This window comes from Flavobacterium luteolum (genome assembly GCF_027111275.1).
Lineage (GTDB): Bacteria > Bacteroidota > Bacteroidia > Flavobacteriales > Flavobacteriaceae > Flavobacterium > Flavobacterium luteolum.
On the sequence record NZ_CP114286.1, the window covers coordinates 3,444,387 to 3,460,863 of the forward strand.

General features: G+C 36.7%; 17 protein-coding genes. 15 read left to right on the forward strand and 2 right to left on the reverse strand.

Annotated features, from left to right (window positions below; translation table 11 throughout):
- Window positions 1–155: 155 nt before the first annotated feature.
- The 15 genes from OZP10_RS14665 to OZP10_RS14735 are packed head-to-tail and all read left to right on the forward strand — an operon-like array spanning window position 156 to window position 12,025.
- Window positions 156–425, forward strand: a complete 270-nt coding sequence (locus tag OZP10_RS14665) for a DUF4134 domain-containing protein (protein ID WP_281634766.1) — start codon at window positions 156–158, stop codon at window positions 423–425.
- Entirely contained in the window at window positions 425–733 is a 309-nt protein-coding gene (locus OZP10_RS14670) for a DUF4133 domain-containing protein (RefSeq protein WP_349293734.1), read from the forward strand. Before OZP10_RS14665 ends, OZP10_RS14670 begins: the two co-directional genes overlap by 1 nt.
- A 34-nt stretch (window positions 734–767) precedes the next feature.
- Window positions 768–1,418: a DNA cytosine methyltransferase gene (locus tag OZP10_RS14675; RefSeq protein ID WP_281631536.1), complete on the forward strand. Its 651-nt coding sequence runs from the start codon at window positions 768–770 to the stop codon at window positions 1,416–1,418.
- On the forward strand, window positions 1,399–3,867 hold the full coding sequence (locus tag OZP10_RS14680; protein ID WP_281631537.1) for a TraG family conjugative transposon ATPase: 2,469 nt from the start codon (window positions 1,399–1,401) through the stop codon (window positions 3,865–3,867). The genes OZP10_RS14675 and OZP10_RS14680 overlap by 20 nt, the downstream gene beginning before the upstream one ends.
- A 13-nt stretch (window positions 3,868–3,880) precedes the next feature.
- Window positions 3,881–4,564, forward strand: a complete 684-nt coding sequence (locus OZP10_RS14685) for a conjugal transfer protein TraI (protein WP_281631538.1) — start codon at window positions 3,881–3,883, stop codon at window positions 4,562–4,564.
- A gap of 15 nt (window positions 4,565–4,579) precedes the next feature.
- Window positions 4,580–5,194 carry a hypothetical protein gene (locus OZP10_RS14690; protein WP_281631539.1) on the forward strand — a complete coding sequence of 205 codons (615 nt, stop codon included), beginning with the start codon at window positions 4,580–4,582 and terminating at the stop codon, window positions 5,192–5,194.
- A gap of 10 nt (window positions 5,195–5,204) precedes the next feature.
- Window positions 5,205–5,840 (forward strand): TerB family tellurite resistance protein, encoded by a 636-nt coding sequence (locus OZP10_RS14695; RefSeq protein ID WP_281631540.1) that lies wholly within the window; start codon window positions 5,205–5,207, stop codon window positions 5,838–5,840.
- A gap of 4 nt (window positions 5,841–5,844) precedes the next feature.
- Window positions 5,845–7,050: a conjugative transposon protein TraJ gene (gene traJ, locus OZP10_RS14700; RefSeq protein WP_281631541.1), complete on the forward strand. Its 1,206-nt coding sequence runs from the start codon at window positions 5,845–5,847 to the stop codon at window positions 7,048–7,050.
- Window positions 7,051–7,067: 17 nt separating this feature from the next.
- The gene (gene traK, locus OZP10_RS14705) at window positions 7,068–7,694 is read left to right on the forward strand and encodes a conjugative transposon protein TraK (RefSeq protein WP_281631542.1); all 627 of its coding nucleotides are present in this window, start codon (window positions 7,068–7,070) and stop codon (window positions 7,692–7,694) included.
- The gene (locus tag OZP10_RS14710; RefSeq protein WP_281631543.1) at window positions 7,691–7,948 is read left to right on the forward strand and encodes a hypothetical protein; all 258 of its coding nucleotides are present in this window, start codon (window positions 7,691–7,693) and stop codon (window positions 7,946–7,948) included. Before traK ends, OZP10_RS14710 begins: the two co-directional genes overlap by 4 nt.
- Before the next feature lie 12 nt (window positions 7,949–7,960).
- Window positions 7,961–9,247, forward strand: a complete 1,287-nt coding sequence (gene traM / locus OZP10_RS14715) for a conjugative transposon protein TraM (protein WP_281631544.1) — start codon at window positions 7,961–7,963, stop codon at window positions 9,245–9,247.
- A gap of 15 nt (window positions 9,248–9,262) precedes the next feature.
- Window positions 9,263–10,105 carry a conjugative transposon protein TraN gene (gene traN, locus OZP10_RS14720; protein WP_281631545.1) on the forward strand — a complete coding sequence of 281 codons (843 nt, stop codon included), beginning with the start codon at window positions 9,263–9,265 and terminating at the stop codon, window positions 10,103–10,105.
- A gap of 29 nt (window positions 10,106–10,134) precedes the next feature.
- Window positions 10,135–11,289 (forward strand): hypothetical protein, encoded by a 1,155-nt coding sequence (locus OZP10_RS14725; protein ID WP_281631546.1) that lies wholly within the window; start codon window positions 10,135–10,137, stop codon window positions 11,287–11,289.
- Between the two features lie 5 nt (window positions 11,290–11,294).
- Window positions 11,295–11,582, forward strand: a complete 288-nt coding sequence (locus tag OZP10_RS14730) for a hypothetical protein (protein WP_281631547.1) — start codon at window positions 11,295–11,297, stop codon at window positions 11,580–11,582.
- A 20-nt stretch (window positions 11,583–11,602) separates the two neighbouring features.
- Window positions 11,603–12,025 (forward strand): hypothetical protein, encoded by a 423-nt coding sequence (locus tag OZP10_RS14735; protein ID WP_281631548.1) that lies wholly within the window; start codon window positions 11,603–11,605, stop codon window positions 12,023–12,025.
- A gap of 510 nt (window positions 12,026–12,535) precedes the next feature.
- On the opposite strand, the gene OZP10_RS14740 is transcribed toward OZP10_RS14735, so the two are convergent.
- A complete protein-coding gene (locus OZP10_RS14740; RefSeq protein ID WP_281631549.1) occupies window positions 12,536–14,101 on the reverse strand; it encodes an SCO family protein in 1,566 nt (521 codons plus the stop codon).
- A 3-nt stretch (window positions 14,102–14,104) separates the two neighbouring features.
- On the reverse strand, window positions 14,105–16,336 hold the full coding sequence (locus OZP10_RS14745) for a tyrosinase family protein (protein WP_281631550.1): 2,232 nt from the start codon (window positions 16,334–16,336) through the stop codon (window positions 14,105–14,107).
- Window positions 16,337–16,477: the final 141 nt, after the last annotated feature.

Genomic DNA, 16,477 nt, shown 5'->3' on the forward strand with positions numbered 1-16,477 from the left:
ATGGCTTGATGTGACAGGAAAAATGAAGTTGCAACGGCGATATTCTTCTGCTTTTTTAATGATTTAAACTTTAAAAATGATGTGCGATGAAAAAATGCAATTGGAAAATCAAGTTGTTTAAAAAGGAGAAAGCAATTCAAATATTAATTTTTGGGATGCTGGCCTTAACCCAGACAAATATGCACGCTCAGGATGGAGTAGCAGGAATTAATGAGGCAAACCAGAAAGTGCGGAGCTACTTTGATGCTGGCACAGAACTTATGTACGCAGTAGGAGCCATCCTCGGGCTTATTGGAGCAGTAAAAGTATATCAAAAATGGAATGCCGGTGATCCTGATACCGGAAAAGTAGCGGCAGCTTGGTTTGGAAGCTGTGTTTTTCTGGTTGTTGTGGCTACTGTCATAAAATCTTTTTTCGGAGTCTGATGAACAGCGTCTATCACATTAACAAAGGCATCAATCAAAGCATTGAGTTCAAAGGTTTAAAGGCCCAGTATATTTGGTACTTAGGTGGTGGAGTTGTAGTACTCATGATTGTTTTTGCAGTGATGTATATTATTGGAGTGCCTCCTCTTATTTGTGTTGGTTTGATAATTGGCGCGGGTTCGTTTCTGATTTTTAAAATATACAGAATGAGCAATACATACGGGGAGTACGGAATGATGAAGGCTTTGGCATCGAGGCAGGTTCCAAAAAGTTTAAAAGTGCGGAGCCGGTCAGTTTTTATTAGGTGATAGTTATAAAACGTTAGATTTATGGAGGTTGATTATGAAAGTCTTAAACTTATATGCTGGCATTGGCGGAAACCGAAAGGATTGGGTTGATGTGTCGGTTACTGCAGTGGAGCTTGATCCTGTGCTGGCCGATGTTTACTCTCGAAGATTTCCAGACGATATTATGGTGGTAGGGGATGCTCACAAATATCTTTTGGACCATCATAAGGAATTTGATTTTATCTGGTCATCGCCACCATGTCAGTCTCATTCCTCTTTCAGGCATAACATCTGCGTCAGATTCAGAGGTACACCTGAGATATTTCCCGATATGAGATTGTATCAGGAGATTCTTTTTCTGCAGCACAACGCCCAATGCCTGTGGACTGTTGAAAATGTAAAGCCCTATTACGCGCCCCTGATATGTCCCGATGCCACTTTGCAGCGCCATCTTTTCTGGTCCAATTTCAAGATTCTGCAGGCTGATATGCAGGCACCGATAAAAATACGCCATGCGCAAATACCGGATCTGGAGGAGGCGTTAGGGTTCAGTCTAAAGGATTTCAGCATTGCAAACAAAAGGCAGGTTCTTAGAAACTGTGTGGATCCGAAGCTCGGAAGCCATGTTTTAAATTCTGCCAGATGGTCAATGCAGAAAAAAGTGAAAATTAGTAAAGCAAGGAAAAATGGAAAGGGAGTTAAATAATGTTTTGCCGATTATGGATGTGGAGCATGACTGTATTATCTCAAAACAAGGAGATATCACAATAGTATTTAAAGCGGTTCTGCCAGAGATTTTTACATTGTCCGATCAGGAATATGAAGCTTTTCATCAATCCTGGATCAAGGCGATAAAGATGCTGCCTAAGTTTTGTGTGTTTCACAAACAGGACTGGTTTTTACAGAGTACCTACAAAGCAGATTTTTCAAATGATGATAACAGTTTTCTGAGCAGAAGCAGTGAGCGTTTCTTTAATGAAAGACCCTTTTTGGATCATTCCTGCTACATTATTCTGACTAAGAAACCTGTCGGGAGAAAGAATTCAAGTTCTTTATTTTCTACGCTTATTAGAAGATCTATTGCACCAGAAGAAACTCTAATCACTCAAATACTTCAGGATTTTTTAGATTCAGTGGGCCAGTTTAAAAGAATTATGGAAGACAGCGGTTTTATTAAACTAGACCGTCTTTCAGATGATGAGCTGAGAAGCCAAAGCCGTAAAATTGGTTTTATAGAGAAATATTGTTTTTTATCTGAAAAGGAGGAATCCTTTATTTTCAAGGATATTAAGTTTAATGATGGACTTCAAGTAGGGGATAGGCATTGCCAATTATTTACTCTTGGAGATGCAGCCGATTTGCCTGGACTTTGCGGTTCAAGAATCAACTTTGACAGATACTCTACTGATAAAACGAAATTCAGTATTGGATTTGCATCAACACTCGGCCAGCTATTATCCTGCAATCATATTTATAATCAGTATTTGTTTATTGAGGATGCTCAGAAAACAATTCAGAAATTGGAAAGCAAAAGGCTTAGACTTCAGTCTTTATCTGCTTACAGCAGAGAGAATATGATTGCAAGAGATGCTGTCAACGATTTTCTAAACGAAGCAATCACTCAGCAGAGACTTCCTGTCAAAGCTCATTTTAATGTACTGGCTTGGACTGATGATAAAGAAGAACTCAAAGAAATTAAAAACAAGGTGTCGTCAGCTCTTGCCCAAATGGATGCAGCCGCCAAGCAGGAAACAGTCGGAGCACCTCAGATTTATTGGGCAGGAATTCCGGGAAATGCGGCAGATTTTCCGATGAATGACACTTTTGATACTTTTTCAGAGCAGGCAGTTTGTTTTCTAAATATGGAAACTGGCTATAGATCGTCTTTGAGTCCAACGGGAATTAGACTTGGAGATCGTTTGACAGGAAAACCTGTTCATGTGGATATCAGCGATGAACCTATTAAAAGGGGAATATGCACTAACAGAAACAAATTTATACTCGGGCCTTCGGGAAGCGGTAAGTCTTTTTTTACCAATCACATGGTTAGAAGCTACTATGAACAGGGAACACACATTGTTTTAGTAGATGTTGGTCATAGCTACAAAGGATTGTGCGATATGGTTGACGGCTATTATTTCACTTATGATGAAAAGAACCCGATTCGATTTAATCCGTTTTATATCGGTGAAGGAGATAATCTGGATACGGAGAAAAAAGAAAGCATTAAAACGCTGCTGCTTGCACTCTGGAAAAAAGATGATGAGACTTTTAATAGAAGTGAATATGTAGCACTGTCTAATGCGCTGCAGCTTTATTACGAAAAGTTAGAGACAGATCAAAAACTCTTCCCGTGCTTCAATAGCTTTTATGATTTCCTGAAAGACGATTTCGTGACTATTCTCCAGGGAGACAAAGTAAAGGAGAAAGACTTTGATGTAAATAATTTTCTCTATGTGCTTAGGCCTTATTATAAAGGCGGAGAATTTGATTACCTGCTCAATGCTACAGAGAATCTAAATCTTTTAAAAGAGCGGTTTATTGTATTTGAACTCGATAACATCAAAGATCATCCTATACTATTTCCAGTCGTGACTATTATCATAATGGAAGTTTTTATAAGCAAGATGCGAAAGCTGAAAGGAATCCGCAAAATGATTCTGATCGAGGAAGCCTGGAAGGCCATTGCACGCGAGGGAATGGCAGAATATATAAAGTATTTGTTTAAGACTGTGAGGAAGTTCTATGGTGAGGCAATTGTAGTTACCCAGGAAGTGGAAGATATTATTTCTTCACCAGTGGTCAAGCAGGCGATTATCAATAACAGCGATTGTAAAATTCTTCTGGACCAGAGCAAGTATCAAAACAAATTTGACTTGATACAGGAACTGCTGGGACTTACTGAAAAAGAGAAGGCTCTTGTACTTTCTGTAAATAAAGCCAATGATCCAAACAAGAAGTACAAAGAAGTTTTTATTTCACTTGGCGGTATGCTTTCCAAAGTTTACCGTACAGAAGTTTCTTTGGAGGAATATTTAACTTATACCACCGAAGAAAGCGAGAAGGTAAAAGTGAACGCTTACGCCGCAAAGTTTGGCGGTGACATCAAAAAAGGAATTGCTGCATTGGCTCAGGATATGAGAAACGGAAATTAAATGAAAAGGAAAAATGAAAAGAAAATTAATTGCCAGCCTAATTTGTCTGCTGCTTATTAGTACCCCTGCAAGACCAGCTGATAAAGTAGCCATACTTCCAATACTGGAAATTGTAAAGGCTGTAACCAAGAAAGTGATCAAAGCTATTGATCTTCGAATCCAAAGACTTCAAAACAAAACGATTTGGCTTCAGAATGCACAGAAACAGGTTGAGAATATTCTTTCTAAATTAAAACTGGATGAAATCTCAGACTGGACCAAAAAGCAGAAAGATCTTTATAAAGGCTACTATGAAGAGCTGGCTAAAGTAAAGTCAATCATTACTTACTACCAGCGTATCAAAGAGATTGCCCAGAAGCAGACCAAACTTGTTCAGGAATATGAGAGAGCATGGAATCTGTTTAAACAGGACAGCCATTTCAAAGTCAGCGAGATTGATTATATGGAGAAAGTCTATACGGGAATACTAGAAGAAAGCGTAAAGAATATTGATCAGATTTTTTTTATACTGGATTCTTTTACCACGCAGATGAGCGATCTGAAAAGACTAGAGATTATTAATAAGGCGGCGGAACAGATTGATTCCAATTATGATGACCTTTTAATGTTTAATCAGCAGAATGTATTATTAAGTCTGCAGAGAGCAAAAACTGAAGCTGATGTAAATCAAGTAAAACAATTTTACGGAATTCCGTAAGACAAATAAAAAACTATGAAAAAATTAATCTTACTACTCTTTATATTGATGGTTTTTCAGTCAGTAGTGCATGCGCAGGCAAAACAGAGAAAAGAATTGCTGCTTCAGATAGCTGCACTTCAGGTTTATATGGATTATGCCAAGAAAGGATATTCCTTAGTGTCAAAGGGATTAAATTTTATAGGCGATGCTAAAAAAGGAGAAGTGAATCTTCATAAAGATTACTTTGCCTCCTTATTGAAAATCAATCCCAAAGTCAAAAATTATTACAAGACAGCCGAAATCATCGCGATGCAGTTTAAAATAATGAAGATCTGCAAAGTAATTTTCGCAGAACTCAAAGGCAACGATCTTTTTCACGGCAGTGAGCTCGATTATATTGAAAGATCTTTTGACAGACTGCTTAACAGCTGCACAGATACTTTAGAAAACCTTTTGGTTCTGAGCACAGATTCAAAACTGGAGCTTAAGGATGATGAGCGCATAGAGCGAATAGATGAGCTTTATGATACGATGATGGATGATTATAATTTTTGTCTGACGTTCAGCAGTCAAGCAAAAATGCTTTCAGATTCCAAAGCGGGAGAGAAATCAGATACTAGGTCTTCAGCTTTCTTATACGGCTTATAAAAGAATTTCTATGAAAAAGATAATTTTTGGAGCATTGCTGATTTTATTCAGCATGCTTCCCTTAAAAACAAATGCACAGTCAGCCGAAATTCAGCAGTTGATCTTAAATATCGAAAAACTCTCTCAGTTCAAAAAGATTTTAACCGATATGAAAAAAGGCTATGAACTTTTATCAGGCGGCTATAAAATGGTAAAAGATATGTCGGAAGGAAACTTCAGTCTTCATAAAACATTTTTGGATGCACTGATGCAGGTCAGCCCAGCTGTAAAAAATTACAAAAGAGTAGGTGAGATAATCAATTTTCAAATCCTTCTGGTCAAAGAAAGCAAGAATGGACTTAGCAGGTTTTTAAAATCCGGAAATTTCAGCCCTAAAGAAATCACATACTTTGAAAAGGTCTACGGCAATCTTTTAAATCAAAGCCTTAGAAATCTAGATGAACTTACCTTGGTCGTGACTGCAGATAAACTCAGAATGTCTGATGATGAAAGGCTCGAAGCGGTAGATAAAATTTATTTAGAAATGCAGGACAAGCTTTTCTTCTTGCGATATTTTAATTCTACATCTAATCTTCTGGCACTTCAGAGAGCAAAAGAAGGAAGTGATATACAGTCATCGAAGTCCTTTTACGAATTAAAAAACTAGAGCGATGAAAGGCTTAAAATTTAAAAAAGAAATTGCTTTAACAGCAATTCTTCTTCTGATGCCTTTTGCAATGTCAGCACAAGGAATTGAAGAAGATATGCAGAGCCTGCATTCAGTCTTAGACCAACTCTATGATGAGATGATGCCAATGTGCAGCAATCTCATTGCAGTAGGGCAGGGTATTGCTGGATTTGGAACCATCTGGTATATCGCATCTCGGGTCTGGCGCCATATCGCAAATGCGGAACCGATTGATTTTTACCCTCTTTTCAGGCCATTTGTAATCGGATTCTGCATTATGATTTTTCCTTCTGTTCTTGCTCTCATCAATGGAGTTATGAAGCCCACTGTTACAGCCACCGCTGCTATGGTTTCAGGCTCCAATAATGCGGTTGCAGTACTGCTAAAAGAAAAAGAAAAGGCAATCAAAGAAACTGATCCTTGGAAAATGTATGTAGGTGCAGCCGGAAACGGTGACCGAGACAAATGGTATAAATATACTCATGACGGTGCTGATCCTTCAGATGAGAGCATGCTGGCTGGAATTGGCAATGATGTAAAGTTTGCTATGGAAAAAGCATCCTACAGCTTTAGAAACTCTGTAAAAGAATGGATGAGCGAGGTGCTCAGAGTTCTCTTTGAAGCGGCAGCTCTCTGCATTGATACCCTCAGGACATTTCAGCTGGTTGTATTATCGATTTTAGGGCCACTGGTTTTTGGAATAGCAGTTTTTGATGGATTTCAGCATACGCTAACAGTTTGGCTGGCGAGATATATAAATATTTATCTCTGGCTTCCTGTTGCCAATATTTTCGGAAGTATTATCGGCAAGATCCAGGAAATGATGCTCAAACTGGATATTTCACAAGTCCAAAGTTCGGGAGATACTTTTTTCAGCAGGACCGATATGGCTTACCTGATCTTTATGATTATCGGCATAATAGGATATTTCACTGTTCCTTCAGTAGCTAATTACATCGTTAATGCAGGAGGAGGAGGGGCTTTGGGGCAAAAGGTCACAAGTATGTTCGGAAACTCGACGGCTTCCGTGGTCAGAAGTTCATCTAATGCTGTGGGAATGGCTGCTGACGCTATGGGAGATGCAGACCGCAGAATGACAAGCAGCATGGCCGCAACAGCTGGAAGCAGCCCTTATTTTGCGGAAAAAGGGAATTTTATGGCAGAAAAACTAAAAGGGAATTCCAATTAACTTTTAAAGGACCGAATATGTTTACCAAAATGAAAAATATTGATTCAGCATTCAGATATGTGAGAGGCTTTACAATGATGGTTATTGTGGGCTGTATATCGATTTGCTGTTATACGGTTTACAAAAGTTTTAAAACAGTAGGCCAGATGCAGGATAAGGTTTATATTCTTGCCAATGGAAAGGCTCTTGAAGCTTTTGCTTCAGAGAGAAAAGATAATATTCCCGTAGAGGCACGAGATCATGTGAAAACATTTCACATGAATTTCTTTACGCTCGATCCTGATGATAAAGTTATTAAAACCAATATAACAAAAGCTCTCTATCTGGCAGATGACAGTGCGAAACGAATTTATGACGATCTGAAAGAGAACAATTTTTATTCTGGAATAATATCAGGTAATATAAGCCAAACTATTCAGATCGACAGCGTAAGTATTGATACAAAAGAATACCCATTTCGGTTTAAATGTTATGCGCGCCAGAATATCGTCCGAACTACCAGTGTTTTGAAAAGAAGCCTGATTACCGAGGGCACTCTTCGAAACGTATCAAGAAGCGACAACAATCCACATGGCTTTTTGATTGAGCGATTTTATACTCTTGAAAATAAAGATCTGGCAGTTGAAAATAGAAAACAGCGATGATGAAGTCTTTATTCAATAAACAGTCTGAGCCTTTTGTATATCATAAATATTATCTGCTGCTGCAGGAAAAGTGGGCAGTCAAGATGAATAGTTTATCGGCGGGAATGTCAAGAAGAAAACTGATCTGCGCACTTGTACTATTCACGCTATTATGTTCAGGCTATCTGATTTATATTCTGTATACATCATTGAAAAAAAGTCCTGAGAAATCCCAAAGCGTGAGCTATGTTTCTAAAATTAAATCAATCAATTAAAAAAATAAAATTATGGAAGAGAAAATAATTTCTGCAGGCGAATCTAAAAAAAGAAAAATGTTTTTGGTGCTTCCACTTATAACACTTCCTTTTATAACATTTTTATTCTACATCTTGGGAGGAGGACAAGCGGAAGTTAAGACAGCTGGGAACGATATTAAAAAGGGATTTAATTTTGAATTGCCTCTGCCCAAATTTAAAGAAGACTCAGCCCTTGACAAAATGAGCTATTATGACCAGGCAGCTGTAGACTCCATTAAACTTCATGAGCAGATTAAAAAAGACCCTAATTATTCAACCGGAAGCTTATCGGATGAAGATATGGATTCTTATTCTAAGGAAGATTATGAAACCGGAAATTTTTCCAAAGAAAGAATAGGTTTTAATTCTACGGCGATTCAGAACAAAAACGAACAAAAAGTTTACGAAAAATTAAGGGCTCTTCAAAAAATAATCAATCAGCCTTCTCCAGTCAATAATTACGGGCAGGACATGAGTGAATTTGAGGATAACAGTTCAGGAATTGACCCTGATGCGGTTAAAAAACTAGAAGGACTCATGTCATCGATGAGCACTCCTCAGGAACCTGATCCCGAACTCCAACAGCTTGGAGGCATGCTTGAGAATATTTTGGATATTCAGCATCCTGAGCGCGTTCAGGATCGCTTAAAGCAGTCCTCAGAGGATAAGAAAGGAAAAGCGCTGAGTGTAAATAAAAAGAAAGAAGAAAATAATATCAGCTCTTTACAGGACAATATTACATATCAGAATGTTCCAAAATCAAACGCTTTTTATTCTCTAAATGAAGATTCAGAACTGGAAGAAACACAAAATTCTGTGCAGGCAGTTATACATGAAACACAGACAATTGTAAACGGATCCGTAGTCAAGCTAAGACTGGCTCATGATATTCTTTTACATGGAACCACGATTCCTAAAAATACATTTTTATATGGAATTGCAGCTTTGAAAGGAGAGAGACTGGAAGTTAAGATTACCAATATCCAATTTAAAAATTCAATTTTCCCAGTCGAACTTGCTGTTTACGATATGGATGGCATAGATGGCATTTACATTCCGGGAGCAATTGACAGAGATGTTGCTAAAGCTTCAGCGGAACGTTCGATTCAGACTTTGGGTCTAACAGGAATCTCAGAATCTTGGGGAGCACAGGCTGCCGGAATGGGAATCGAAGCGGCCAAAAGTCTAATGAGTAAAAAAGTAAAACTCATTAAAGTTGTGGTAAAGGCCGGGTATAAGGTTTTACTATACGATGAGAAACAAAAGGAAGTAAAATAATTAAAAGCTAAAAAAATGAAAAATTTCAATTGGTTGTTTTTGGTTTGTTGGCTCCTGATTGCCCTGCCAAGCTGCGCACAGTTCATAAAGAGAGACACTGGTTTGAATCAGAATGAATTCAAAAATCTGCTTATTGGGTATTCAAAAACCACGAGCATTGTTTTTCCATATGCAATAAAAAGCATTGACAGGGGCAGTCAGGATATTATAATTCAGAAAGCCAAGGGAGTAGAGAATATTTTACTGGTCAAGGCCGCCAAGCAGAATTTTGAACAGACCAATCTGACAGTTGTTACTGCCGATAGCAAACTATACGTCTTTGTGCTGAACTACGATGAAGTTTGTCCAGATCTAAATTATAAAGCAGAGGACTTGGCAGCTGCAAATGATGATGTCTTATTTTCAATTGACAATGAAAACAAGAAGAAAATAGAGCAGTCCGCTTCCCTTGCATTATCAAAGAAGAAAAAGATCAGTTTTGCAAAAAAGTCAAAGTTTCAGATAAGTATTGAAGTAAATGGAATTTTTATTCACGAAGATGTTCTTTATTTAAGAGTTGCTTTTGAAAACAAATCCAAAATTAACTACGATATTGATCAGCTTCGCTTTTTTATAAGAGACCAGAAAAAATCAAAGCGAACTGCATCACAGGAAATAGAAATCCTGCCATTGTTTTCTACGTCATTAGCTTCTGTCATACCCTATAAGTCTGAAGTGATGAAAGTCTATGCACTTGAGAAATTTACCATCCCGGAGAATAAATATCTCACACTTCAACTCATTGAAAAAAGTGGGGGACGGCATTTAGAGCTAAATATTGATAATAATCGAACTGCTAAGGTATCTCCAATTCCTTAAATCGACTCTGATCCTTTTTAAAGAATATTATGATAATCGATTTAACTGAAACTGAAATGATATTGTCGTTTACGGAAGAAATGGCTTCCTATGGTTATCGCTATGTGGCTTTTAACACAGATATAGTAAATAACGCGGATACGATTGAGTTTTTTAGATCATCACCCGATGCCCAGGAATATTGCTTAGTGATGACAAATGATGCTAATTGCTACATAAATAAACCGATTGATCCGCTTCTTGAAGATTTAAGAGCACTTGTGCAGAGCGGATTGGATCTTTCTTTAATTGAAGCGATCGATTTAACTGGATTTGCTCGAAGATTAAGGGATAGAAAAGAATTATTAGAAAATAACTTAAATACAAACAAAATGAATCAGAAAAATTTTGAATACCTGAGAGACCAGTTGAAATATACTGGATTTGGAGAAACGTTCGATGCTGAACTGAAAGCGAACATGATGAAAGGAGACAAGGATTTTAAAATTATGCACACCGGCATTATGAACAATGGATTGCCAAATAAGGACACTTTGACTGTCGAACTGAATTTCAAGAAGTCAGACCAGACCGATTTGTATTTTTTTAATTCCTATCATGTGAATCTGAAAAAAGAAGAAAACAAGCCGGGACTGGAGCAGACTTTTTACATCAATAATGACAGTGGGAGCATAACCATGAAGGAAGCTTATAATTTAATGGAAGGCCGATCAGTAAATAAGGATTTTAGAAGCAAAGAGGGAGAAAGCTATAACTCATGGATTTCTTTAAATTTTAAGGATGCCGACAACAATGGAAACTTTAAGTTTAATCAGTATCATCAGAATTACGGTTATGATTTGGAGGCAAGCATTGCAAAACATTCCATTAAAGAGCTCGATACGCCGCAGTATAAAGAAGATCTTATGAATTCGCTAAAAAAAGGAAACCTTCAGTCTGTAACTTTTGTAGCTGGCGGTGTGGAAAGCAAAATGTATGTGGAGGCAAATCCCCAATTCAAAACTATAAATGTTTATGACGCTAATCTTAATCGAATCAATCAACGTGAAGGCAAGAATCAGAAGCAAGGCGAGTCTGAAGGCCAAAGTTCTGGTAAAGATTTAAATGTCAATCAAGAGAACTCTGACGATAGTGAAAAGACGGATAAAAAAATGCATAGAAAGATAAAATCTAAATCAATATAGATGTGATGGATAATTTAAAACCTTTATCAGCTTTTTTTCTCGCCATTGAAAAAGATTTTCGTATTGGAACCGCACATATCGCTATATATGCGGCACTTCTTCAATTTCGAAATGATAAAGGTTTTACCAATCCAGTTCTGGCTTACAGCATAGAAATCCAACAGATTGCTAAAATATCATCTCCAAAGACTTATCAGAAATGCATGCGCGAACTAGATGAATACGGATATCTGGTGTATGTTCCGACAAGAAATAAAAATAGGCGCAGCAGCATCTATTTTTCCGTGATATGAAAATGTTAAATATCGAAGAAATGAAAGAGGAAAAACTTTTAAAGTTTTTGGGAAAGGCTGCAAAGTTTGACAAGAGGCTACGGTTATTAGAAAATTTATTAGCTTCCTGCCAGACCGGCATCCTGCACATGGATGCTTCAAATGAAAAATGCAAATGCCTATATAATAAAATTGATTTTGCGCAGCTGTTTTATATTTTAATGGATGAAGGGATCCTGTTTTTTGACAAATCAGATGAAAAAACTAACCGAAGCAAGTTTCAGGTTTTCTTGGAAACTAATTTTACATATTCAGGTGATAAGGGCATACAGGTTAGGGTAAAGTCAATAAGCAGACAGATTTCGGAATGCAAAGGATACACCTATAAAGAAAAGCAGCTAACATTTTTAGAAGGTCTTATTGAGAAACTGCAGAAAAGGAAAAGTAAGCTTGAGAACTGGTAGGCATTATAGATGAAAAGTTTAATAAAAATGAAATTTTACACTGATGACAAAGACAGAAAAGAAACTCTCTATTATATTGGGGGTAAAGCAGTTGATTGAGCCAATCTTGTTAAGGCTGGAATCATTGGACTCAAAAATTGGAAGACAAATTCATGATACAGATTCTTTATACTACCGAAATGAAGACTTGAAAAAAAAATTCAAGCTATCCAACAATACGATTATAAAATACAGGCAGACCGGAATTCTCCCTTACACCAGATTAGGAGATATTTTTTTTTACGATAGGAGCAAAATAGATAAGATACTGCAAACCAACGCTAAGTAAATATTATTTTTCGAATAAAATAGTGGTTTAAATCCAATGATTCAGACTATAATCATTGGATTTATTCTTAATGCCGCAGACTCACCTTAGTCACACTTTTCTTTATTTTTTATGAATAATATTTAAGATTATGAGCGTAAAACTAATAATGTAAATTTTTTAGGCTTGTTTATGATGAGGGATTAATTCATTTTTAGTTTTCTGCTAAATTGTGGCGAGGCATTTAATATTGACCCTATAAAAAGAAGAAGAATAGCGATTATTTGAAATCCCTTTATTGAAATAAAATATCCAAATATTATTAAAAGAGCTGATCCGGCCGCACAAAGCAATAGTGGAATATAATTGTTTTTTTTGACTGCCATGCAATATAGCGAATACAAGTTTATTGCTATAAAAACAAGCAGTATTGGAAATAAGTATTTTATGTATGGAGTAAGCTGTATACCGGCAGCACCAAACATGCTCAAATATGCGGCTATGCATAAAGGGCATTTCGGAATAAATAATAGCAAAATGGAAATAATCATAGTCGAGAAGGAACGGGTTGCAGATTTTATTTTTTCAAATGGTTTTCTCAGGCGCTGGTTATATAGTTTTATTTCATTTGAAATTTCTTTAATTATTTCCACGTTGTTTATCTGGCCTCTTTCAAAACGAAGCAAAATTTCTCCGGAGGGATCTAAAAAATATAATTCGATAACATGCCTGTTGACAATATTACCTGCGTAGTTTACACCGAGATCAAAATAATCTGCGACAGAATCAAATTTATCCGTTACTCTCAGCATCTTAAACTGATCACTGAAAGTGACACCTCTTGCTTTACCATATTCTTTTAGCCTGCTAGGATTATCATAAATTGAATCGTAGCTTATGGCAGCTAATTTAATTGGGAGCTCGGAATTCTCGCGATCCAGTTTCCTTTGCAAGTCGGCAAAATTGCTTATGGTCAGTGAGCATTTCAAAGGATTGTCACACCGGGTGTAAAAAAAACAGAGAAGAGTAAACTGTTTCTGGAATATATCGTGAAAATTCATTTTATATCCGTCCTGATCCTCAAAACATATTCTTTTTACATTTCTATTTTTATTTTTTTTCGCACCTTCGGACATTATGCTTATAAAACGACTATAATCAATTGTACAGCAGTCCGTTGGATTTTGCTCATTTTGTTTGATTCTAAAAATTGTCTGCTCTAGTATTTTTGAATTTGCAGTGTTTATTTTACGTTCTGCCAATAACTTCACTAAATCATCCAGTATCGGTACAGAATAAATATCCAGCCAGTCTATAGTTTTCAAAATTTCGTTTACGGCTGATGTTTTATTTACTAATGGATTTTGCTGATAATAAGTATCGAAAGATATATAACTGTCATAATTAAGTATATTTTTCAGAGCAGTTAAAAGCAAGTTCGACATTTCATATTTCCTGCATGACGTTTTTCTTAATGCGGCAGCGGCAGCTGCAACCAGATAAGGTTCTCTGCTGGATTGAAGTTCCTCGTAGATATAGATTAGCGCCGATTCTGGAGTTTCGGAGAACGTAAACGAATATAGAAGAAAGCCGCGCATCCTTATTACATCATTCATGCTCTTTTCCCTATATACTGGATGCTGTTCTTTTAGGAATTCACATAATTTTATGCCAGGCTTTGGAGATAGCCTTAAAATAGAAATAATTTCTACAAAATCAGATTCACTGATAATGCCTGCAGATTTATCAAGAAAACTATAATTATCCATGACTTATTTATTTCCTGGCTGGTTTTTAATAAAAGATTTTATGCCTTTGGAAAGATCTTTAGAAACTTGCTCCTTTTTGATCTCTTTAAGCTTTCCAATGAATTGCTCATCTATTATTTTATTATCAAAATCAGAATCGATGGTTTTAATGGTGAGCGTTCTTATTTGATCATTCTCATTATTATCCAAAATTATATCCTTTGCGATTTTTAAGAAGCCATTGGAATTTTGTTCTTTTAAAGACAGCATGCTGTTTTTGCGTACATCAAAGCGCTCTTTAGAATTATTTGCAACATTCAGAAGCAGACTTTGCGCAAGAGGGTCGCCTGCCAGTAAGAAAGCGGCCTCAGACCTGCTGTCATTGTTGCTTGAGTGTTCAAGGATTTTTCTCAATTCCGGGTAGATTGCGGCATGGTCGTCGTATCCCAGAAGATGAACTGCCAGATCTTCCGGCAGGAAGGCTTCGGCAGGATTTTTTATTCCATTCAAGAGGTTTCGCTGTATAAATTCGTCCTTGTTTTTTGCAAGATAACCGCAGGCTAATTTGCGGATTTCTATATTATTATCACGTATTAGGCCTCTAAAAGTTTCGATTACTTCAGGTTTTAAAAGAGGAAATATCGGTGAGCTAAAAGCTAGAATTTGAATTGTGCGAAATGCTTGTTTTCTTAGGTCTGGGTGAACTTTAGTATTGGCAACAAGCCCCAGAATATATTTAATTTCGTCTTCGTCAACCGAAATTACTTGAGTTAGTTTTGACAAAGCCAGTACCCTCATTCCCGTTGTACTGCTGCTGTCTTTTAGAATATCTAAAGTTTTTTTTGTAGTTTCTTGATCTGTTATCATATCCATTTGGCTTAATGAATGAATAATATCTTTAAAATCTGAAGCTTTTTTAAAATCTTTGATTGCTTCGTTGCTACTATTAAAGTTTTTAGAAATTTCTAATTCTAAATTTTCAAAATGCTTTAATTTAAGAGATCCTGCGATTTCAGCTTGTCCGAGATTTGATATCATAGGTCGATACGGAACAGAATCATAATCAAAAAATAATGGAATACCTGTAATCCTTCCCTGATAGTCGATAGAATCCTCAACTTTAGGTTTTTTGCCTGGATGCAAAGTCAAAGGAGATGCAGGCATTGGCCCACTTGGTGATGTGACGGGTCTTCCATTTCCCTTTAATTCATTCCATGGCCACATTGTATCTTTTAAAAGATCTCCAATTCTATTAGTGAATTGATTATATGCCGCGTTATCAGCTGGATCAAAAAGGCGATTATCTAATGAAAGATCCTGCCATTGCGCCCATAAACGATCAACATTGCAATGCAGCATAAAAAAAAGAGGATCCTGAGGGGCCCTAGAAGCATCACTTATGGCTCCATCAAAAGACATATGAGCATTGCCATGAGGATTGAATTCCATCTGTGCAAAGTCCAAGAAGCCATTTCTTCTGCCTAAAGTTGTCTCGTAACTTTCTACCCTTGCTTTTTCACTTTGAGCATTGAAATCTGGTAATCTTGTTAATGAAGGCTGATTTGCGATGCGCCATTTGCTTAAAGGGTTAGTGGAATCAAACTGAAGCTGTCCTACGGCTGTGGTATTTGGGATTCCCATAAAACTTGTGCTGAAAACTTTTGGTGCAGGCGCTTGGAAATCCCAATAAGGGAGTGCAACGGAAGGCTCGATTTCTTGAAGCTGACGCTCTAAATCCAATAGATACATTCTGTGCCAGGGCAAAAATGATGGGCGTCCATGAATTTCGCGATCAGCAGCTTCATTATGCATGTCAAGGTACTTTTGATATTTGCCGGAGGAATTTAGTTTATAAAAAGCGTTAAGGAAGAGGTCACGCTCATTTGAGGTCAAGTCGTTTGCGTTCTTGCGCAGTCTAATTTTTGTTTTGACTGTTTGAATTGGAGTTCCATTTGAAGATATTTTAATCTCCGCATTGTTGTCTTTAAATGGTTTAATATTGAATTTGGCGCCGATTAAAAAATCGAAAGTCTGATCTTCTGAAGTAACCGTGAAATTTAAAGCAGGTTTTTCTGCAGACTGGATGCCAGTATAAAATGATACTTTTTGCTCAGAAGTTTTGGAATTGGATAATTCAATTACTGAATTTTGTTCGTTCTGAGAAATATCTAGAAACCTTATACTGCATTTTACAGGAGTATATCCAATGTAAAATTCTCCTGAATTTTGTTGGTTAAATGTAAATTCTATTGTCATAATTGGTAAGATTAGTTTTATGCTAATTTAAGAAAAACTTGATATATATATATTATCTTATGTACTGAAAATCAATCAAATAGGTATTTATACGTGAGTAATGACCTACTTATTCGTGTTGGATGCTTTTTGTTGGTAATA